Origin of the sequence: Hypericibacter adhaerens, assembly GCF_008728835.1 — a bacterium.
Taxonomy (GTDB): domain Bacteria; phylum Pseudomonadota; class Alphaproteobacteria; order Dongiales; family Dongiaceae; genus Hypericibacter; species Hypericibacter adhaerens.
Map to the genome: position 1 here is coordinate 1233927 of NZ_CP042582.1, position 20095 is coordinate 1254021.

At 67.4% G+C, this 20095-nt stretch carries 20 protein-coding genes; 5 read left to right on the plus strand and 15 right to left on the minus strand.

Annotation, left to right across the window (positions count from 1 at the left end; translation table 11 throughout):
- Positions 1-14: 14 nt before the first annotated feature.
- From FRZ61_RS05505 to FRZ61_RS05525, 5 genes are read right to left on the minus strand one after another with little or no spacing between them, the layout of a single operon-like run.
- Positions 15-956, minus strand: coding sequence for a phosphatidate cytidylyltransferase (locus FRZ61_RS05505; protein ID WP_225309133.1), 942 nt, complete (start codon positions 954-956; stop codon positions 15-17).
- Positions 953-1609: a lysophospholipid acyltransferase family protein gene (locus tag FRZ61_RS05510; protein ID WP_151115537.1), complete on the minus strand. Its 657-nt coding sequence runs from the start codon at positions 1607-1609 to the stop codon at positions 953-955. Before FRZ61_RS05510 ends, FRZ61_RS05505 begins: the two co-directional genes overlap by 4 nt.
- Before the next feature lie 25 nt (positions 1610-1634).
- A complete protein-coding gene (locus tag FRZ61_RS05515) occupies positions 1635-2108 on the minus strand; it encodes a hypothetical protein (RefSeq protein WP_151115539.1) in 474 nt (157 codons plus the stop codon).
- A 28-nt stretch (positions 2109-2136) separates the two neighbouring features.
- Positions 2137-3885: a bifunctional alpha/beta hydrolase/class I SAM-dependent methyltransferase gene (locus FRZ61_RS05520; protein ID WP_151115541.1), complete on the minus strand. Its 1749-nt coding sequence runs from the start codon at positions 3883-3885 to the stop codon at positions 2137-2139.
- 56 nt (positions 3886-3941) lie between these two features.
- Positions 3942-4565: a CDP-alcohol phosphatidyltransferase family protein gene (locus tag FRZ61_RS05525; RefSeq protein WP_225309134.1), complete on the minus strand. Its 624-nt coding sequence runs from the start codon at positions 4563-4565 to the stop codon at positions 3942-3944.
- A gap of 316 nt (positions 4566-4881) precedes the next feature.
- Between FRZ61_RS05525 and FRZ61_RS05530 the strand changes: the two genes are divergently transcribed.
- Positions 4882-5274, plus strand: coding sequence for a hypothetical protein (locus FRZ61_RS05530; protein ID WP_151115543.1), 393 nt, complete (start codon positions 4882-4884; stop codon positions 5272-5274).
- An 85-nt stretch (positions 5275-5359) separates the two neighbouring features.
- Here FRZ61_RS05530 and FRZ61_RS05535 read toward each other — a convergent pair whose 3' ends face one another.
- Positions 5360-5929 carry a hypothetical protein gene (locus FRZ61_RS05535; protein WP_151115545.1) on the minus strand — a complete coding sequence of 190 codons (570 nt, stop codon included), beginning with the start codon at positions 5927-5929 and terminating at the stop codon, positions 5360-5362.
- Positions 5930-6111: 182 nt separating this feature from the next.
- Between FRZ61_RS05535 and FRZ61_RS05540 the strand changes: the two genes are divergently transcribed.
- Positions 6112-7233: a hypothetical protein gene (locus tag FRZ61_RS05540; RefSeq protein WP_151115547.1), complete on the plus strand. Its 1122-nt coding sequence runs from the start codon at positions 6112-6114 to the stop codon at positions 7231-7233.
- A gap of 33 nt (positions 7234-7266) precedes the next feature.
- On the opposite strand, the gene FRZ61_RS05545 is transcribed toward FRZ61_RS05540, so the two are convergent.
- Complete coding sequence (locus FRZ61_RS05545) at positions 7267-7650, minus strand: response regulator (protein ID WP_151115549.1); 384 nt, start codon at positions 7648-7650, stop codon at positions 7267-7269.
- 407 nt (positions 7651-8057) lie between these two features.
- Here FRZ61_RS05545 and ettA point away from each other — a divergent pair, with 407 nt between their 5' ends.
- Positions 8058-9737 (plus strand): energy-dependent translational throttle protein EttA, encoded by a 1680-nt coding sequence (ettA, locus tag FRZ61_RS05550; protein WP_151115551.1) that lies wholly within the window; start codon positions 8058-8060, stop codon positions 9735-9737.
- 7 nt (positions 9738-9744) lie between these two features.
- Here the strand turns inward: ettA and FRZ61_RS05555 are convergent, their stop codons facing one another.
- From FRZ61_RS05555 to FRZ61_RS05585, 7 genes are all read right to left on the minus strand, one after another.
- Positions 9745-10377 carry an MlaC/ttg2D family ABC transporter substrate-binding protein gene (locus tag FRZ61_RS05555; protein ID WP_191909314.1) on the minus strand — a complete coding sequence of 211 codons (633 nt, stop codon included), beginning with the start codon at positions 10375-10377 and terminating at the stop codon, positions 9745-9747.
- Between the two features lie 4 nt (positions 10378-10381).
- Entirely contained in the window at positions 10382-11173 is a 792-nt protein-coding gene (locus tag FRZ61_RS05560) for an MlaA family lipoprotein (RefSeq protein WP_151115555.1), read from the minus strand.
- 413 nt (positions 11174-11586) lie between these two features.
- The gene (locus tag FRZ61_RS05565; protein WP_225309135.1) at positions 11587-12621 is read right to left on the minus strand and encodes a peptide ABC transporter ATP-binding protein; all 1035 of its coding nucleotides are present in this window, start codon (positions 12619-12621) and stop codon (positions 11587-11589) included.
- A complete protein-coding gene (locus FRZ61_RS05570; protein WP_151115557.1) occupies positions 12618-13595 on the minus strand; it encodes an ABC transporter ATP-binding protein in 978 nt (325 codons plus the stop codon). The genes FRZ61_RS05565 and FRZ61_RS05570 overlap by 4 nt, the downstream gene beginning before the upstream one ends.
- Before the next feature lie 11 nt (positions 13596-13606).
- Positions 13607-14500, minus strand: coding sequence for an ABC transporter permease subunit (locus FRZ61_RS05575; protein WP_151115559.1), 894 nt, complete (start codon positions 14498-14500; stop codon positions 13607-13609).
- Between the two features lie 9 nt (positions 14501-14509).
- Positions 14510-15520: an ABC transporter permease subunit gene (locus tag FRZ61_RS05580; protein WP_151115561.1), complete on the minus strand. Its 1011-nt coding sequence runs from the start codon at positions 15518-15520 to the stop codon at positions 14510-14512.
- A gap of 109 nt (positions 15521-15629) precedes the next feature.
- Complete coding sequence (locus FRZ61_RS05585; RefSeq protein ID WP_151115563.1) at positions 15630-17228, minus strand: ABC transporter substrate-binding protein; 1599 nt, start codon at positions 17226-17228, stop codon at positions 15630-15632.
- Positions 17229-17459: 231 nt separating this feature from the next.
- Here FRZ61_RS05585 and FRZ61_RS05590 point away from each other — a divergent pair, with 231 nt between their 5' ends.
- Positions 17460-17975: a thioesterase family protein gene (locus FRZ61_RS05590; RefSeq protein WP_191909315.1), complete on the plus strand. Its 516-nt coding sequence runs from the start codon at positions 17460-17462 to the stop codon at positions 17973-17975.
- Positions 17976-18006: 31 nt separating this feature from the next.
- On the opposite strand, the gene FRZ61_RS05595 is transcribed toward FRZ61_RS05590, so the two are convergent.
- A complete protein-coding gene (locus FRZ61_RS05595; protein WP_151115567.1) occupies positions 18007-19149 on the minus strand; it encodes a succinylglutamate desuccinylase/aspartoacylase family protein in 1143 nt (380 codons plus the stop codon).
- A 265-nt stretch (positions 19150-19414) separates the two neighbouring features.
- Between FRZ61_RS05595 and FRZ61_RS05600 the strand changes: the two genes are divergently transcribed.
- Positions 19415-20074, plus strand: a complete 660-nt coding sequence (locus tag FRZ61_RS05600) for a dimethylsulfonioproprionate lyase family protein (protein WP_151115569.1) — start codon at positions 19415-19417, stop codon at positions 20072-20074.
- Positions 20075-20095 lie beyond the last annotated feature (21 nt).

Genomic DNA, 20095 nt, shown 5'->3' on the forward strand with positions numbered 1-20095 from the left:
CCTTTCGCCGGAGTCTACACCGCCCACCAGAACCGGGTCAGGTGGAAGAAGATGGGGGCCGCGAAGATCACCGAATCGAGCCGGTCGAGCATGCCGCCATGGCCCTCGATCATCTGGCCCCAATCCTTGACGCCGCGGTCGCGCTTGATGGCCGACATGACGAGGCCGCCGCAGAAGCCCATCAGGTTGACGACGAGGGCCATCAGCCCCGCCTGCCACCAGGCGAAGGGCGTGATCCACCAGAGGGCGGCCCCCAGCGCCGTGGCGCTGGCGACGCCGCCGACGAAGCCCTCGATGGTCTTGGAGGGCGACAGGCTCGGCGCGATCTTGTGCCGGCCGGCGAGCTTGCCCCAGACATATTGCAGCACGTCGCTCGCCTGGACGACGATGATGAGGAACACGATCAGCATCGCGTTGCGGCCCTCGAAGCCCGGGATCTGGAGCGTCAAGAGGGCCGGCGCATGCGAGACGCAGAAGACCGAGACCATGAGGCCCCATTGCACCTCGGCGATGCGCGAGATGAACTCGGTGGTGTCGCCGCGCAGGGCCGCGATGATCGGCATGCCGAGGAACACATAGACCGGGATGAAGATCGAGTAGAGCCCGTACCAGTTCCCGCCGATCAGCAGATATTGCAGCGGCAGCACGATAAAGAAGGCGGTGGCGAGCGCGATATGGTCGCCGCGGCGCGTCGGGGTGAGGGTGATGAACTCGCGCAAGGCGGCGAAGGAGCAGAAGGCGAAGAGCACCAGCACGCCCACCTTGCCGAGCGCGAAGGCGATGGCGATCAAGATCACCATCACCCACCAGGCCTTGATCCGGCTGTTGAGGTTGGCGATCGTGGCGCTGGGCCGGCCCCGCTGCCGGCGGGCCAGCGCATAGCCGATGAGCGAGGCCGTGGCCAGCACGGCGAGGATGCCGCCGATGAGCCAGAGCCAGGTCGCGCTGACCATCATGGCACCGCTTCCTTCGCGGGTTGCGTTTCCTCCTCATGCTCCGGCGCCAGCGCCAGCAGCGCCGCACGGGCGCGCTCGCAGAACCGGGCCTTGTGCTCGCCTTCCTCGAGATGGAGCGGCGCGCCGAAGGTGACGGTGCAGAGGAGAGGGACCGGCACGAACTCGCCCTTGGGCATGACCCGGTTGAGGTTGTCGATCCAGACCGGCACCAGCTCCACATCGGGGCGGCGCTGGGCGAGGTAATAGATGCCGCGCTTGAAGGGCAGCAGCCGCTGGCCTCCGGTGTTGCGCGTGCCCTCGGGGAAGAGGATCAGCGAGGCGCCCTCGTCGAGCGCCCGGGTCATGGGCTCGACCGGGTCGACCGTGCGGGTGATGGCGTTGCGGTCGATCAGCACGGCATTGAAGGCATTCACCGCGATATAGCGCCGCGCCGCACTCGTGAGCCAGTAGTCGGCCGCCGCCACGGGCCGCGTGCCCTGGCGCAGCGCAGGCGGGAGCGCGGTGCGGATCAGGATGAAGTCGCCATGGCTCGCATGGTTGGCGAAATAGATGCGGGGCCGCGGCTCGGGCGCGCAGCCCTGCCACCGGCCCCTGACGCCCGTGATCAGATGGGCCGCGGCGGTGGCCGCCACCGCGACGATATTGTCGATCAAGGCCCGGTCTCCCCCTGCGGACGGATCATTCTAGTGCCAGAAAGCCCGCCGCGGCGATCATCGCCGCCAGCTGCAGCACGAGGCACCAGACCTGCCGGCGCAGCAGCTTCCGGGCGCCGTCGATGCGATCCTCGAGCGGGCGCGGGGTCGCCGCCGCCGGCCGCAGTCCGAGCCTGAGCAAGCTGGCATCGAGCGCCGGGAGGTTGGGGAGCGCCGTTCCCGCGGCGAGCGCGCGGAAGAGGGCCGCATCGAATCCGACCCGGAAGGCGAAATAGAGCTCGATCAGGCCCAGGAGCACCGACAGGGCGAGCAGCAGCACCGCCGTGGTCATGCCATCGTGGCCGGTGAGAGGCCCGAGGAACAGCAGCAGAAGCACGGCGCCCACCGTCAGAAGCTGCGACAGCCGGTCGGGGATCCGGCCCTGATCGAGAAGGGCCGCGGTCGTGGCGGCGAGAGCGGCCTCGGTGGACGGGGGCGGACGGGTGGGCGAGCCTGTCATGGAATGATCCTCCGGCCGGCTCGGGGCTTCATCCGGCGATCCGCCGCGCGAGTGAGACGGTGAAGATACCCTCCTCGTCGATGCGCTGCTCCAGCTTGGTGAAGCCGGCCTCGGCCACGAGCTGGTCCATCTCCGCCTGGGTCCGGCGGCGCATGATCCAGGCCTGACCCTGGCGATGACTGGTGAGGGCGCGCGCGATCAATTCGAGCTGAGGATGCCAGGGCTGGCCGGTATAGACCAGATAGCCGCCCGCCTCGACCGCATCGGCCACGCCCGCAAGCGAGCGGCGGATTATCCCGTTGTCGGGAAAGAGCTCGTAAAGACCGGAGACGACGGCGAGCGTCGGGCGCGGGCTCACGGCGGCGAGGCTGGCACGGTCGAAGGCGTCGGCCTGCTCGAAGCGCGCGAGGGCGCCGAGCCCCTTCTCCTCGATCAGCCGGCGGCCGGCCGCGACATTGATCTCGCTATAGTCGCGCAGCAGGATCGAAGCCGGCTTGACCGGGCTGCCTTCGAGCGCCTCCAGCATGTAGCGGCCATGGCCGGCGGCGATATCCATCATGCGGATCGGCGATCCCGCCGCTTCCAACCGCGCCATGGCGATGCGGATCAACGCCTCGACATGGATCTTGCGCTGGCGGATGCCGCGCCAGCCGGGCGAGTCCAGGTAGGATCTGTCGATGGCGCGCCCGAGGGCGCCGAGGCCGCTCGGCTTGTCGCGATAGACATAATCGAGGGTCGAGCCGGAATCGAAGCCGGTCTCGTGCCCGAGCGCGATGCCCTCGGAGAGCATCCCGCCCAGCTTCAGGTTCCGGCGCACCGCCGCCCAATAGAGGCCGCGCGGCGACAGGGCGGGGAGCGGCGAAGCCAGCGCGTCCGCTTCGTCGCGGGTATAGCCCAGCTTGTCGGCCTCGAGCAGCGAGGGGCGGTTCAAAGGCTCGGCGAAGCGGGCGAGAAGGAAGGGACGGACCTTGTTCAGCGCGATCTGCCGGTCCTTCTCCCCCAGCGTGTCGTGATAGAAGCCTTCCAGGATATGGCGCTCCTTGATCGGCGTGCCGAGCCGCTCGTAGAAGCGATGCTGCGGCCCGCGATGCACCACCCAGTCGGCGCCCGAGATCAGGAGCTGCGTCGGGATCGTAATGGCATGCGCGTCGGCGACGATGCGTTCGGCCGTGCGATAAAGCTGCAGCAGGATATCCACCGAGATGGCGCGCGTGATCAACGGATCGGCGTCGAAGGAGGCGATGCGCGCCGGATCGTGGGTCAGGAACTTCGCCTTGACGTAGGACTGCACATAGAAATGGCCGCGGAACCGGCGCATGAGCGCCAGGCCGGGCCTGGCGAAGGGAACATAGAGCTTCACCTTGAAGGCAGGCGAGGCCAGCACCAGAGCGCGGATGCGGGGGGCGTAGTCGTGGGCCCAGGTCGCGGCCAGCACGGCCCCGACGCTCTGCGCGATCACCGCCATGTCCTCGATGGCGATGCCGTGGGTCCGGGTGATGTGATCGGCGAAGGTCTGGATGTCGCGCACCGAGCTGCCGAGGCTGGGGCTGAAACCCCGCTCGCCGGGCGAGCGGCCATGGCCGCGGGCGTCCCAGGCGAAGACGGCGAAGTCCGGCAGATCGAGCTCGTCCGCGAGGTGGGCGACGCGGCCCGAATGCTCATGGCCGCGATGGAACAGCAGAATGGCGCCGCGCGGGCTGCCGGCGGCGGGCCAGTGGCGATAGAACAGCTCGACCCCGTCATGGGTCTGGAAGGTCAGCTCTTCGACGGGGCGCATGGCGGCTCCAGGGTTGACGATGCGAAGGGTGGGGGAGGGATGACGCGTTCGCGGGGTCAGCGCGCCGTCTTGCCGCGCGCCTCGGCGAGGCCGGCACGGATGCGGTTGACGATGGTGAAGGCCAGCGCCAGCGCCATCAGGGGCATGAGCCAATGCAGCCAGTCGGGCCTCGGGCCCCCGATGCCGATCCAGAGCCCCAGCGCGCCGAAGGCGAGCGCACGGTCGCTCTTACCGAACGGCCCGTCATAGCGCCGCGAGGCCCCGAGCGTCAGGCCCTGCAATCCCGCCATCTCGGTGAGCGCCGCCAGGAGGATCACGAGCCCGACCTCGAGCGGCCCGAACGGGGCCACCAGCGCGAAAGGCGCATAGAGCAGGGCGTCGGAGACGACGTCGGTGATCTCGTTGAGATAGGCGCCGAGCTGGCTCTTCTGGCCGAACTCGCGCGCCAGCATCCCGTCCACCGCGTTGAGCGCCATGCGCAGGAAGAGCCAGATCGGGATCAGCAGGAAGAGGATGGGACAGGCGGCGCCCCAACCGATCAGCAGCAGCCCGACCAGGATCGAGCCCAGGCAGGCGCCGAGCGTCACCTGGTTGGCGGTGATGCCGGCGGCGGCCATCCGCCCGACCATCGGTCGCAGCAGCGCCTGGAAGCGCGGCTTCAGGTCATAGAGCGTCGCCAATCGATCCCCCTGGGCGCGGAAGCGGTGGCTTCCGCAGTGCCCGTCAAAGCGGCCGTCGCGCCAATCCTCGACGGGCCGGGGCGGAACCGCAACAACCTCATTGAAGAGAATCCTGTCCGGGCGCTGCGGCTGAATTGAGGCGTTCGGCCCCAGCGAAAGGCGGATCCATGGCGGAATTGCGTCCATCCCGACGCGCCCGCTGGGTTTTCTCTCCCGCCCGGCAGCTTGTGGGATTTTGGTCTTGCCTGGAACCGGGCGCCTGGGAAACATCGCGCCCATCGCCGCGCCGATTCGGCGCCACCCGAGGGAGGACAAGATGGGTCTGAACGAGAAGCGAAAGGTCAAGGAGCTCCAGGACGTCACCCTGCCGGGGCGCAGCAAGGAGATCGAGGAGATCTGCGGCAAGGCCATCGCCTACGAGGTCGACTGGCCCAGCGTCGCCGACAATGCGGAAGCGCTGAACTTCATTGACAATGTCTCCTGCCACCGCCTGAACATGGCGCTGCGCGTGATCTGCCAGGACGATATGGGCAAGGAAGCCGTCCGCGAGGGGCTGAAGCTCGTCAAGCTCAAGAATGTCGCCGACAAATCGGCCAAGAAGCTCAGCTTCGAGAACGGCGTGCTGGAGATGCAATGCGCCTGGGCGCAGGGCCTCGACGGCGCCTTCAGCGACAACGAGATCAGGGCGCTGCTGACCGACAAGCTGTGAGCGGAGCAATCTCCTCCTCTCCCCCGCGAAGCGGGGGAGAGGAAGGAAAAGCGCCCGTCGCCACGCGCTCAGCCAGCATCTTCTCCTACTCACATTCCGTCTTCGCGCTGCGATAGGTCTTCACCGGCAGCAGTTCCTTCCCGTCCCAGCGGTAATAGGCGATGCCGTCCTTGCTCTCGTCCTCGTGGAGCGCCCCCAGCAGGATGAGCAGGTCGCTGTCGGGGCGGAAACGCAGCGCGTCATAGGCGGGCGCGGGCTCGTTCGCGGCCGTGCCGGCATTCATCACGCGGACGGCGCGGATCTCGGGCGGGAAATAGACATGCCCGTTCTTGGCGTCGAGGATGCCGAAATCGAGGCAGGCGGAGCCGCAGCCCCAGCCGACGATGGTGTAATGGCCGGCGAAGTTCGGACCATCCTTGGCGCCGTCGCGCAGCTGGGTCCGGAAGGTCTTGGCCTCGGGATGGCTCGCCAGATCGGGCGCCGCCGGCTTGGCGATCGGCAGGATCTCGGCCGGGTAGGCGGCGAAGGCCGGCGGATCGAACGCGGCGACATCGTCGAGCGTGAAGGGAAGGCAGCCCTCGATCGACTGGGCCAGGCTCGGGCCGGCCAGAAACGCGGCCGCTGCGAGCGCGCAAAGGCCTGGGAAGATCTTCATGACGGGAAGGGAATCCGATGTTGATGCGATCGCGTCGCAACCGCTCATGACGGCGGCGCGGTCCGGCGGATGCCGGCGGCCGGATACTCGACGGAAAGCGTTGAAATCGCAAGGCGGGTCCGCGCACCATCCGTCAGCGAATCGAGCGATCGATTCTTGATCCTTCCGGCCCGAGGCCCCTCTTGCGCTATCTTCTCAATCTCCCGCTCCTGGCGGCGGTCTTCGGCATCGCCCTGTTCCTCTATCTGGCCGTGCTGTCGGAGCGGCCGAGCGGCGGCGATGCGCAGATGGGCCAGGCCCTCGCCCTCGTCTTCGCGGCCGTGATCTATACGCTCGGGCTGGCGATCGCTCTGCTGGGCAGCGTGTTCGCCGGCGGCTTCGACTGGATCCCTGTCGCGGACCGCGGCGGCCGGTTGGTCGTCGTGCTGCTGGGATTCGTTCTTCTCGGCCTGCTCTGCTTTGCCTCCATCAGCATCGCCATGGAGACGACCGGCTCGGACCAGCGCTGGAGCCATGGCGTGGTGGTGGCGTCGCGCTGGGTCGCCATCGGCATGCCGACCATACTGGCCCTCTACGTGGCCTGGGCGATCAACGCGCCTGTGGAGCTGCGGTCGATCGTGGTGCTGCGTTACGGGCTCCTGGCCGGTATCGCGATTTTCGGCGCGCTGGCGGGTTTCGTCACCCTCAAGGAGATCGCGCGCTCCAACCAGCAGGCGGCCGAGGCGGCGCTCGCGGCACAGCAGGAGGAGGACGAGAAGATCCAGGAGACGCGCCGCGCCTTCGCGGCCCTGACCGACGCCGATCCGCTCGTCACCTGGGACATCTATGTCGGCTATTACAACATCCCCGACGATATCCGCGAGACGGCGCTGCAACGCATCGCGGCCCGGCCGCATCTCGAGGCGGAGCTGACGGAGGCGCTGGCAAGCGACAATCATCTCTGGGTCCAGGAGGCCCTGTCGCTCCTCGCGCGCCTGAATTTCGCGCCCTCGGCCGGTCTCGCCGATCCGGTCCGCGGCGCGATCGACCGCCTGACGGTGCAGCTCGCCGAGGAGGCCAAGGCCGAGAACTATGACGGCGACCGCTATATCGACTATTACCGCGCGAGCCTGCTCAAGACCGTGCGCGAGGCCGCGGTCAAGATGGCGCAAGGGGCCGGCCTGGATCTCTCCGACCGGCTCGACCGGCTGCAGCAGGTGGTGATCGAGGGCTATCCGAAATCGGCGGCGGCCTCGAGCTTTCCGCGCGAGGTGGCCGCGTCGAAACAGGAGATCGCGGTGGCGCTGGCCGCGCGCGCCAACTGAGCGTCGGGATCCGAGGAACCGGAGACCGCGGTCTCAGCGCGCGTCGCCGAGCGCCGCCAGCATCTCCGCCAGCCGCACCGGCTTGCGCAGCGTCATCACCGTGCCGAGGCCTTTCGCCTCCGCCAGCGTGCGCGCGATCTTCGAATAGAGCGGGTTGAAGCCGCTGACGATGATGACCTTGACCGCGGCCTTGCGCTCGGCGAGCCAGTCCACGATCTCGGTGCCCTCGATGCCCGGCATCACCATGTCGAGCACGAGGATGTCGGGCGAGAGCTCCTCGAACACGTTCTGGAACCGGTTCGAGTCCGTCAGCATGACGGCATTCAGGTTGAGCATCTCCGCGGCGCTCTTCACGAACTCCGCGAAGTCGGCATTGTCATCGACGACGAGAACCGTCTTCTGTGCCGCGGTCGACATCTCGGGCCTGCCCTATCCTCCCCCCCAGCCAACCAATTCTATGATCAGGGCGGTTAACAACCATTGATGTCAAGCGTGAGCTCACCGAATGGCGATAGCGGTCAACCCTTTGGCGTTGCCGGGTTTTCCCTGAATGACTGACCAACGTCGTTCTCCGGCCCGGGCGATGCGCCGGAGCCGGTTCTCTTCGCGGCCTGACCGAGCCCGCTCCAGCCCATGAAAGCGCGCTTTGCGACAGGGGCGGCTTTGCGTTAAGAAGACCGCCTTTCCCGGACCGGGCGGGTTCCTGGTCGGCTCCGACGCGCCGGCGGCCGGAGCCTCGGCCTCGCCGTTTGGATCGGTCCCCTGATCCGGGACCGGCCGCGAACCCTGTCCCCCGCGCATAACGCCCAAGGAGCCTCAGGCCGATGGCCGCCTACCAATACATCTATGTGATGAAGGGCTTGACCAAGATCTATCCGGGCAGCCGCAAGGTGCTCGAGGATATCTGGCTGAGCTTCCTGCCCGGCGCCAAGATCGGCGTGCTCGGCCTCAACGGCTCCGGCAAATCGACCCTGCTCAAGATCATGGCCGGGATCGAGAAGGATTTCGCGGGCGAGGCCTGGATGGCCGACGGCGCCACGGTCGGCCTGCTGCCCCAGGAGCCGCAGCTCGATCCCGGCAAGGACGTCGCCGGCAACGTGATGGAGGGGCTTGCCCCCATCAAGCGGCTGGTCGAGCGCTTCGAGGCGGTCAGCATGCGGCTGGGCGAGGATCTCGACGGCGACGAGATGGAGAAGCTGATCGCCGAGCAGGGCGAGCTGCAGGAGAAGATCGATGCCGTCAACGGCTGGGATCTCGACCGCACCATCGAGATCGCCATGGACGCGCTGCGCTGCCCGCCGGGCGACGCCAAGGTCGACAAGCTCTCGGGCGGCGAGCGCCGGCGCGTGGCGCTCTGCCGGCTCCTGCTGCAGAAGCCGGACCTGCTGCTGCTGGACGAGCCCACCAACCATCTCGACGCCGAATCCGTCGCCTGGCTCGAGCGCTTTCTGCACGATTATCAGGGCACCGTGGTGGCGGTCACCCACGACCGCTACTTCCTCGACAATGTCGCCGGCTGGATCCTGGAGCTCGACCGCGGCAAGGGCATTCCCTGGGAGGGCAACTATTCCTCCTGGCTCGACCAGAAGCAGAAGCGGCTCGAGCTCGAGGAGAAGCAGGAGACCAACCGCCAGCGCACGCTCCAGCGCGAGCTGGAATGGATCAAGCAGAGCCCGCGCGCGCGCCAGGCCAAGAGCAAGGCGCGCATCACCGCCTATGAGAGCCTGGTGGCCAACAGCGGCAAGCAGTCGGCCGAGGCGGGGACGCTCGTCGTCCCGTCAGGCCCGCGCCTGGGCGACCTGGTGATCGAGGCCGATCACCTGAAGAAGGGCTTCGGCGACCGGCTGCTGATCGAGGATCTGAGCTTCAAGCTGCCGCCGGGCGGCATCGTGGGCGTGATCGGGCCCAACGGCGCCGGCAAGACCACGCTGTTCCGCATGATCGTCGGCCAGGAGACGCCGGATGGCGGAACCCTGCGGGTCGGGCCCACGGTCAAGCTCGGCTATGTCGACCAGTCGCGCGACGCGCTCGCCCCCAACAAGACGGTCTGGGAGGAGATCTCCGGCGGCGCCGACGAGCTCGACCTGGGCGGACGCAAGGTGGCCAGCCGCGGCTATGTGGCGGCCTTCAATTTCAAGGGCGCCGACCAGCAGAAGAAGGTGGGCCAGCTCTCGGGCGGCGAGCGCAACCGCGTCCATCTGGCGAAGATGCTGAAGTCGGGCGCCAACCTGCTGCTGCTCGACGAGCCCAGCAACGATCTCGACGTCGACACGCTGCGGGCGCTCGAGGAGGCGCTGCTCGAGTTCGCCGGCTGCGCCGTGGTCATCAGCCACGACCGCTGGTTCCTCGATCGCATCGCCACCCACATGCTGGCCTTCGAGGGCGACAGCCAGGCGGTCTGGTTCGAGGGGAACTATGCGGATTACGAGGCCGACCGCCACAAGCGCCTGGGCGCCGAGGCCGACCAGCCGCACCGGATCAAGTTCAAGCCGCTGACGCGGTAGGAGCGCCTCAGCCCGTTCCCAGCTGCGCCGCCTTCTTGCGCAGCGCGTCGATCAGGCCGGCGACCTTGCCGCCGCTGTTCTGGATCACCGAGGCGAACTCGGAGCGGTGGGTCTCGGACATGCTGATGCCCTCGATCTTCAGGTCGAGGATCTTGTAGCTGTCGCCGTCGTCGCGCATCAGCCAGTCGAGGCGCGCATTCTGCCCGTTGGGGCGCGCGATCAGGGTCTGGACGGTATGCATGCCCTCGCCTTCGTCCCGCACATTGGCGACGGTGAAGGTCTCGCCGGCATACTGGCCGAAGCGCTGGGCATAGTTGCCGACCAGGAAATCCTCGAACAGCTTCAGGTATTCCTGCTGCTCGTCGGGCGACGCGGCCTTCCAGTAGCGGCCGAGCACGGTCTTGCCGATGGCGGGCACGTCGAAATTGGCCACCAGCAGCTTGCGGAAGCGATCCGCCCGCTCGGTCTTGGTGATGTCGCTGCCGACGAGCTGCGCCAGCGCCTGGTCGCCGAGAGTGCGGATGAACTCCGACGGATCGGCGGCCACGGCGGCGGCCGGGCCGACCAGTCCGGGCATGACGGCCAGCGCGGCCGCGATGAACGCGGCGCTGCCGGCCAGGAAAGCGCGGCGTCCGATCATGGGATCACGGCGCCTCGGAGGTCTGAGGATCGCTGAGATAGTCGAGGACCGACACGGCATCGGGCGGCGCGCCATTGCGGATTTCATCGGTACGGTGCTGGCGGTAGAGGCTGCGCACCGTCGCGTAATAGTCAATGGCGCCCTGCTTGATCTCGTCAAGCGTCTTCAGGTTGCGCGCGCGCAGGTCCACGGCGTCAAGGCCCGCGCGGATATAGCCGAGATAGCCCAAATCGTAGGCAGGCAGGATCCAGGTCAGCGGATCCATCGCCATGTCGACGCCGCGGCCCACCGCATCACGCGGATTTGAGGGCCCCAGGATCGGCAGGACGAGATAGGGGCCCTCGCCGGTGCCCCAGACGGCCAGGGTCTGGCCGAAATCCTCGTCGTGATAGATGAGGCCGAACTCGCTGGCGACGTCCCACAGGCCGGCGATGCCGAGCGTGCTGTTGATGAAGAAGCGCGCGATCGTGGTGCCGGCGCGGTCGAGATCGCCCTGAAACAGGTCGTTCCCCAGGATCACGGGGCTGCGCAGGTTGTTGAGCGCATCGCGCACGCGGTCCTGGGCGTAGTTCGGCAGCAGGATATAATACCAGCCGGCGAACGGCTTCAGGATCAGCTCGTCCATCGCGTTGTTGAGGTCGAAGAAATAGCGGTTCATCGGCTCGAGCGGATCGTTGCGCTCGTCATAGGCCGCTCTTTCGTCCGGGTCGGTGGGGACCTCGGCACATCCATAGGCCATCGCGAGCAGCGCAAACCCCGCCGCTGCCACCACTGACTTGAACCTGCCGCACCGCATCGACCGCCCGATCCCCTGATTATCCGAGCCTGTTCCCCTTGCGGATTCCGTCGACACAGGCGGCCGCAGAAAAACAGCGGCGCCGGAGCCGCCAGGCTCCACGCACCGCCCCTTCCGCGGCTCGCGTCACGGTTGATCCCCCCACCAAGGTTGGCATTTGACCGTTAACGCAACCTGTATGAACGGCCGCCGCGAGGCCCCACCCTCGATTCCGGCGGCCGCAAGTCACCCGAACCAGATCAAATCATCTATCGCGTTAACCATGTTATTCCAAGGTGCAATCGGCAGCGAGCCAGGCCCCCGGAGCGCCGATGACCGCCACCTGTGGCAGAAAAGCCTCAATCCTTACAGAGAGATAAGCCAGGGCGACCGGCGCGGCGGGTCCGGGAGGCCGCCGCCGGCCGCGACCGGTCTTACCGGGAACCGGTCGGCGTGGCGGGCGCTTCCCCGACCGATTCGGCATGGTGGCAGGCCACCAGCCGCCCATCGACCGGGCGGGAATCGGGGCGTTCGCGGGCGCAGCGTTCCGTGGCGTAAGGGCAGCGGCGATGAAAAGCGCAGCCGGGCGGCGGGTTGAGGGGCGAGGGCAGCTCGCCCTTGATCGCGGTGCGCAGCCGGCGATGAGCCGGATCGACCGCGGGCGTGCTGGCGAGGAGCGCCTGGGTGTAGGGGTGGCGCGGATGGCGGAAGATCACGTCGCGCGGTCCCTGTTCGACCGGGCGCCCCAGATACATGACCATGAGCTCGTCGGCGATGTGCTTCACCACGCCCAGGTCGTGGGAGATGAACAGGTAGGCGAGGTTGAACTCCGCCTGCAGGTCCATCATCAGGTTGAGGACCTGCGCCCGGATCGAGACGTCGAGGGCCGAGACCGGCTCGTCCGCGACCACGAGCTTCGGCCGCAGCATGAGGGCGCGCGCGATCGCGATGCGCTGGCGCTGGCCGCCCGAGAACATGTGCGGGTAGCGCTGATAGAACTCGGGCCGCAAGCCCACCTTCGCCATCATCTCCTGCGCCGCCTTGCGCCGCGCCTTGGCGTCCAGGCCGGTATTGATGAGGAGCGGTTCCTCGAGGATGGCACCGACCTGCTTGCGCGGGTTGAGCGAGGCGTAGGGATTCTGGAACACCATCTGCACGACCGGGCGCAGCCGCCTCAGGGTCTGCTTGTCCGCCTTCTCGACCGCCTGGCCGTCGATCAGGAGCCGGCCCGCGGTGGGCCGCTCGATCATGGTCACCATGCGGGCGAGGGTGGATTTCCCGCAGCCGGATTCGCCGACCACCGCCAATGTGCGGCCGGCGGCGACGGTGAAATTGGCGCCGACCACGGCCCGGAGCGTCCGCCCGCCGCGGAACATGCCGCCGCCGACGATATAGTCGCGGCCGAGATCGTGACCCTCGACCAGGGCGGATGCCGCGGAGGGCAGAGGGGTCGCGGTTGCGGCGCTCACGACACGGCTCCCTGGTTCAGCGGGAAGAAGCAGCGCTTGCGGCCCTCGGCCGGCGTGCCTTCGAGCCGCGGCTCCTCGCGGACGCAGCGTTCCTGGGCATAGCGGCAGCGTGGGTGGAACAGGCAGCCCTGCGGCCGGTCGTCGATGCCGGGCACGACGCCGGGGATGGTGGCGAGCCGCGTCTTGGCGGCGCTGCGCTCGGGCAACGCATCGAGCAGGGCCGCAGTATAGGGATGATGCGGGTGCTGGAACAGGCTGTCGACCGCCTGCTCCTCCACCTGCTGGCCCGCATACATCACCATGACGCGCTGCGCGGTCTCGGCGACGACGCCCATATCGTGGGTGATCAGGACCAGCGCCATGCCGCGCTGGCGCTGCAGCTCGATCAGCAGCTCCAGGATCTGCGCCTGGATGGTGACGTCGAGCGCCGTGGTCGGCTCGTCGGCGATCAGGAGCTTGGGATTGCAGGCGATCGCCATGGCGATCATCACCCGCTGGTTCATGCCGCCCGAGAGCTGGTGCGGAAAGGCGGAGATGCGAGTCTCGGGCGCCGGGATGCCGACCTGGCCCAGGAGCTCGATGGTGCGGCGCTGGCGTTCCGCGCGAGTGCCGCCTTCATGGAACTTCAGCGTCTCCGCGATCTGGAACCCCACGGTGAAGCAGGGATTGAGGCTGGTGCCCGGCTCCTGGAACACCATCGCGATGTCCTTGCCGACGATGCGCCGGCGCTGGGCGCCCGTCAGGTTCAGGAGGCTGCGCCCGTCGAAATCGAGCCGGTCGGCCGTGACCTTCCCCGGATAGGCGATGAGGCCCATCAGCGCCAGCATCGACACGCTCTTGCCGGAGCCGGATTCGCCGACGATGCCCAGCACCTCGCGCGCATCGATCGTGATGTCGACCCCGTCCACGGCGCGGAACGGCCCGCGATGGGTCTGGAACTCGACCGCCAGGTTCCGGATCTCCACGAGCGCCATCGCCGGGACTTTCAGCGCTTGAGCTTCGGGTCGAGCGCATCGCGCAACCCGTCGCCCATCAGGTTGAAGGCCAGCACGGTGATGAGGATCGCCAGGCCCGGGAAGGTGACGACCCAGGGCGCCCGCTGCAGGAACTTGAGCGCGTCCGCCAGCATCGTGCCCCATTCGGGGGTCGGTGCCTGGGCGCCCAGCCCCAGGAAGCCCAGCGCCGCCGCGTCGAGGATGGCGGTCGAGAAGCTCAAGGTGGCCTGGACGATCAGCGGCGCCAGGCAGTTGGGCAGCACGGTCGAGAGCATCAGCCTGAGCGTGCCGGCGCCGGCCACGCGCGAGGCGACCACATATTCCTTGCCGAGCTCGCTCAAGACCGCGGCGCGCGTGAGGCGGGCGTAATGCGGCACATAGGTGATCGAGACCGCGATCATGGCATTGGTCAGGCCGGGCCCCAGGATCGCGACGATCACGATCGAGAGCAGCAGGCTCGGCATGGCCAGCACGATGTCCATGAAGCGCATGAGCCCGATATCGGTCAGCCCCCGGAAGAAGCCGGCCAGCATGCCGAACGCGATGCCGAGCGCCAGCGACAGCGTCACCACGATGGTGCCGATGAAGAGCGAGAGGCGCGCGCCATAGACGATGCGCGAGTAGATGCAGCGCCCGACATCGTCGGTGCCGAGCGGGAAGGCCCAGGAGCCGCCCTCGGCCCAGACCGGCGGCTCGAGGAAATGATCGCGATACTGCTCGGCATAGGGATGGAGCGCCACGACGTCGGCGAAGATCGCGGCCAGGACGATGATCACGATGATGATGAGCCCCGCCATCGCGCCGCGGTTGGCGCGCATGGCGAGCCAGACCTCTTCGGCCGGGGTGATCGGCGGTGGGTTGGGCCGGGTCGGGCTTTCCGCCATCGCCTGCTCCTAGCGCCGGTGCCGGATGCGCGGATCGAGCAGCCCGTAGAGCAGATCGATCAGCAGGTTGACCGTCATCACCAGCGTGGCGATCAGGAGCACGCCGCCCTGGAGGGCCGGATAGTCGCGGCGGTTGATCGATTCCACCAGCCATTTGCCGATGCCGGGCCAGGAGAAGATCGTCTCGGTCAGGATGGCGCCGCCCATCAGCGTGCCGACCTGGAGCCCGATCACCGTGACCACGGGGATGAGCGCGTTGCGCAGGGCGTGGATCGAGATCACCCGCCAGCCGGGCAGGCCCTTGGCGCGCGCGGTGCGGATATAGTCCTCGCCCAGCACCTCGAGCATCGAGGAGCGCGTCATGCGCGCGATCACGGCCAGCGGGATCGTGCCCAGCACGACGGTCGGCAGGATCAGGTGCGAGAGCGCCGAGCGGAAGGCGCCCTCCTGGTCCGAGAACAGCGAATCGACCGTCATCAGGCCGGTGACGGGATCGAAGAAATAGTCGAGAGCGATGCGGCCCGACACCGGCGTCCAATGCAGGTTGACGGAGAAGGTGAGGATCAGGAGCAGTCCCCACCAGAAGATCGGCATCGAATAGCCGGTGAGCGATGCGCCCATCACCACATGATCGAAGATGGAGCCTCGCCGCACCGCCGCCAGCACGCCGGCCGGGAGGCCCAGGATGGTGGCGAAGATCATGGCGCAGAAGGCGAGCTCGAAGGTCGCGGGGAAGAGGGTCAGGAACTCGTCCAGCACGGGACGGTGGGTGACGAGCGAGAGGCCGAGATCGCCGCGCAAGACCTGGCCGGCATAGTCGAAGAACTGGGTCGAGAGGGGGCGGTCGAGGCCCATCTCGTGCAGCAGCTTGGCATGGCGCACCGGATCGATGCCGCGTTCGCCGACGCGGACCTCGACCGGATCGCCGGGCACCAGATGGATCAGCAGGAACGCGAGGAACACGACCCCGAAGAAGGTCGGGATGACCAGGCTGACGCGCGTGAGGAGGAACCGGAGCATCGGTCCTCAGCGCGCTCGGAAGGGTCGGTTCATGGCCAGCGGAACAAGCGACAAAAGCAATCGGCCGGCGGAACCTTGTGGGCTCCGCCGGCCGGGTCTCTCCCTGGTCCTACTCCTGGATATCCACGCCTTCGAAGATGTGGGTGCCCAGCGGGTGGACCTTGTAGCCGACGACCTTCTTGCTCATCGGCATATAGACGACCGAGTGGGCGATCGGGATCCACGGCGCGTCGTCGTGGAAGATCACCTGAGCCTTCTCGTAGAGCTCGGTGCGCTTGGCGACGTCGGAGGTCTTCTTGGCCTCGTCGATCAGGGCCGAGAAGTCCTTGTTGCACCATTTGGACAGGTTCTGGCCGCCCTCGCGGGCCGACTGGCAGGACAGCAGCACGCCCATGAAGTTGTCCGGGTCGCCGTTGTCGCCGGTCCAGCCGAGCTGGCCCATCTGGTGCTCGCCCGCCTGCAGGCGCTTGCGGTACTCGCCCCACTCGTAGCTCTTGAGCTCCGCCGTGATGCCGAGCTTCGCCAGGTCGGCCTGGATCAGCTCCGCGATCTTCTTCGCGTCGGGGTTATAGGGACGTTGCACCGGCATGTACCAGAGATCGGTGGTGAAGCCGTTGGCATAGCCGGCCTCGGCCAGCAGCGCCTTCGCCTTCGCCGGGTCGTATGGGTAGGGCTTGATGTCCTTGTCGTAGGACCAGATGGTCGGCGGGATCGGGTTGACCGCCGGCTTGCCCGCGCCCTGGAACACCGCCTTGATGATCGCGTCCTTGTCGATCGCCATGTTCATGGCCTGGCGGACGCGCACATCGTCGAACGGCTTCTTCGTCACGTTCATCGAGACGTAGCCGACATTGAGGCCTTCCTGCTGCTCGACCTTCAGGTTCGGGTCAGCCTTCAGCTTCTCGATATCGGCCGGGTTCGGATAGGGCGCGATCTGGCATTCGCCGGCCTGCAGCTTGGCCATGCGCGCGGTCGCGTCGGGCGTGATGGCGAAGACCAGGTTGTCGATCTTCTGCTTGCCGCGGAAATAATCCGGGTTCGCCTTGTAGCGGATCACCGCGTCCTTCTGATAGTCGACGAAGATGAAGGGACCGGTGCCGACCGGTACCTGGTCGACCTGCTCGGGCGTGCCCGCCTTCATCATCGCGTCCATATATTCCTTCGAGAGGATGGCCGCGAAATCCATCGCCAGGTTGGCGATGAAGGGCGCATTGGGCTCGTTGAGCGTGAACTTGACCGTGTAGTCGTCGACCTTGTCGATCGACTTCAGCAGATCGGCCATGCCCATGTCGTTGAAGTAGTCGTAAGCGCCGCCCGACACGTTGTGATAGGGGTCGTCCGCCTTCCAGGGGCGGTTGAAGGTGGCGACGACGTCGTCGGCGTTGAAGTCGCGCGTCGGCGTGAAGCCCTTCACGCTGTGGAACTTCACGCCCTTGTGCAGGTGGAAGGTGTAGGTCAGGCCGTCGTCGGAGACGTCCCACTTGTCGGCCAGCGCCGGCATGATCTCGGTGGTGCCGGGCTTGAACTCGACCAGGCGGTTGTAGACGGGATAAGCGGCATCGAAGCTGGTGCCGGTGGTGTTGATTTGCGGATTGAAGTTCTCAGGGCTGCCTTCCGAGCAATAGACCAGGGTCTTTGCTTCGGCCGCGACAGTAAAGCCGGCGAAGATCGCCAGCGCCGCGACGGCTCCCAATAGTTGACGTTTCATAGAGAATGACCTCCCCGAAGTGATTGCGGCGGCCGCTCCGAAGCACTGGTTCTCGGACGACCGCCTTGGCCGCGACCCTAGGCGGGCCCAATCAGCCTTGTCAATGTACGAGGGCCCTTAACAGTGCGCCGCCACGGGCATCGAAGCGGCGCCAATCCGGCGTTTTCGAGCCCCTCGATGCAGCGCGGTAACGGCTTGACCGGCTTCGCTCTTTCGCTAAGGTGCCGCGCCATGCGCGACGAACCTCCCCCGATCGAGACCCCCTTCCGCGTGGAAGGGCTGAAGGTGTTGCCGGCCTGGATCGACAGCAACGGGCATTTCAACATTGCCTATTACCTGCATTGCTTCGACCTCGCCTATGACGGGGTCTATGAGAAGCTCGGATTCGAACATGACATGATCCGCAAGCAGCAGGCCTCGACCTTCGCGGCCGAGCTGCATCTGAGCTTCAAGCGCGAGCTGTTCGAGGGGGCGCCGCTGCGCATCGACACCCACATGGTCGATTTCGATGCCAAGCGCTGCTTTTTCATGCAGGCGATGTACCACGCGGAAGAGGGTTATCTGTCCGCGACTGTGGAATGGCTGGTTCTTTACATCGATATGAACCGGCGCCGGGTGGCGACCATGCCGGCGACGCTCCAGGCCCATATGGCCCGCGTGCTGGACGCGCATCGTGCCATCCCGTTGCCGGCACCGGTCGGGCGGGGGATCGCCATTCATCGACCGCCGGCCGGCGAGCCCGCCTGATCGCGGTTCTCGTCTCCCGGGAGCGTTCCGCTCAATCCTGGAGCAGATAGCCCCGGCGCGAAGCCAGCGGCTCGGTGCCGACGATCTTGGCCACGCAATCGCCGGGCCGCACCATCTTGTGCTGGCGGCGCGTCAGTATCAGCCCGTCGGTCCCGGCCTCGAGCGCGAGGCGCGCCGGCGATGGGCCTTGGGCCAGGGGATCGAGGATCTCGGCGATCACCTCGCCCTTGGCGACCCGGTCGCCCAGGGCCTTTCGATAGCAAACGATCCCGGCCACGGGCGTGCGCAGCACCTCGGTCGCGTCGAGCCTCGTCGCCTCGCACAGAGGCCGGGGCAACGGCCCCGGATCGCCCGCGATCAGCCCGCGGCGCTGCAGGAAGCGGAACAGCGCCTCGGCATCGGGCCGGTTGATCTCGTCGCCCGTATCTGCCTGCCCGCGATATTCGATCGTGCCCGAGAGGCAGGCCGGCGGGATCGGTATGCCGGCGGGAACCGCGGCCGCGAGCCTGATCCAGGGGTTGCTGAAGGTCTCGTCGAAGGCGTTGCCGCCCGAATCCTCCGACAACAGCGTCGCGCGGCTGCCGATCTCGGCCGAAAGATCGCTGGCGGAAGGCCAATGCTGCGGGATCGAGTAGAGATGCATCAGCGCCTCGTCGTCGCAATGCATGTCGAGCACGATGTCGGCATCGACCGCGAAGCTCGCGAGCGCGAGGCGGAGGCTGGAGAATTCGCTGCTCGGCGTGAGCTCCGCCACGATCTCGCGCAACGCCGCGCGCACCAGCTCGACGTTCCGGGCCGCGTCGGGCCCCAGCTTGCCGGCGATGCGATCGGGCAGGGTCGGATAGAGATCGGGCCAGCTCCGGTTGAAATTGCCGCCGCCCGAGGCCTCGTGGCGGCCGAGCAGGTGATCGTTCAAGGTCTGCGACAAGCCGATCGGGTTGGCCACGGGCACGAGCAGGATCTCGCCCGTGATGGCACCCTTGGCATCGGCCTCGTCGAGCAGGTGCATGAGATGATGCGCGACCAGCATCGCCGGCGTTTCGTCGGCATGGATCGATGCCTGCAGATAGGCCTTGGGCCGGGCCCCCGGCCGGCCATAGCGATGGACGAGCAGATGGCGCTGCGTGCCGGGGCTGGGCGACAGCAGCGCGATGCGGTTCGTGGTCTTGGTCATGGAGCAGGGTCTCTTGCGACGGCGGCCCCCCGCGTCTGCGCGCGGGGATGACGAATGCCATCGTTATCATATCCCCCTTGAAACCGACAGAAGGCCGGGCTTGGCCCCGAGCCGTGCCGGCGACGCCGATTCCGAGCATGGAACGGGGCTTTTGACGCCGATGTGATCACGCCGGCGCGCCACACCATGATCTTTTATGACGGCGATGGTCAGAATCGCTCACTTGCCAGATCGTCTTTCGGCGGTTAACTGACATGGACGAACAATGACTCGATCAGACCCTGCACGCCGCTCCATCGCCGTTCAGAGTGCCTTCGATGCACTCGTGGCGGCGTTGCGCTCGCGGCTGCACCAGGGCGCCGAGATCCCCATCGACGCTTCCGAGCGGTTCGAGCAACGCCTGGGCGAGCTGGCCGGGGCGCCGATCGCGCGCGACGCGGTCGGCGAGGGCGCGGGCCTGCCGGTGCTGGCCCGGTTGCCCGACGCGCTGGCGGCGGCCGTGGAGGCGGCCCCGGACCTGGCCGAGCCGCTGGCGCAGATGTCGCCTTCCCTGCGCTGGACCCAGAGCTATCGCGAGCGGCCGCCCTCGCCCGATTTCCTCTCGCGCTACGGCTATGCGCAGTTCGCCGGTCCCGACAATGTGCCGACCTTGATCACGAGCGACCGGCTGGCGCTGGGCGTGCTGATGCTGGCGCCGGGGACCGTCTATCCGACCCATGCCCATCCGGCCGAGGAGATCTATCTGCCGCTCGCCGCCGCGCGCTGGCAACGCGGCACCGAGGCCTGGCGTGAGCGGCAGGGCGGCGATCTCGTGCATCATCCCTCGGGCATGGTCCACGCGACCGAGGCCGGAGCCCTGCCCTTGCTGGCGCTCTATATCTGGCTGGGCGATCTCGCCACCGGTGCCCGGATTCTCGGTGCCTGAGCCCTCGGGGCCGGAGCCGGA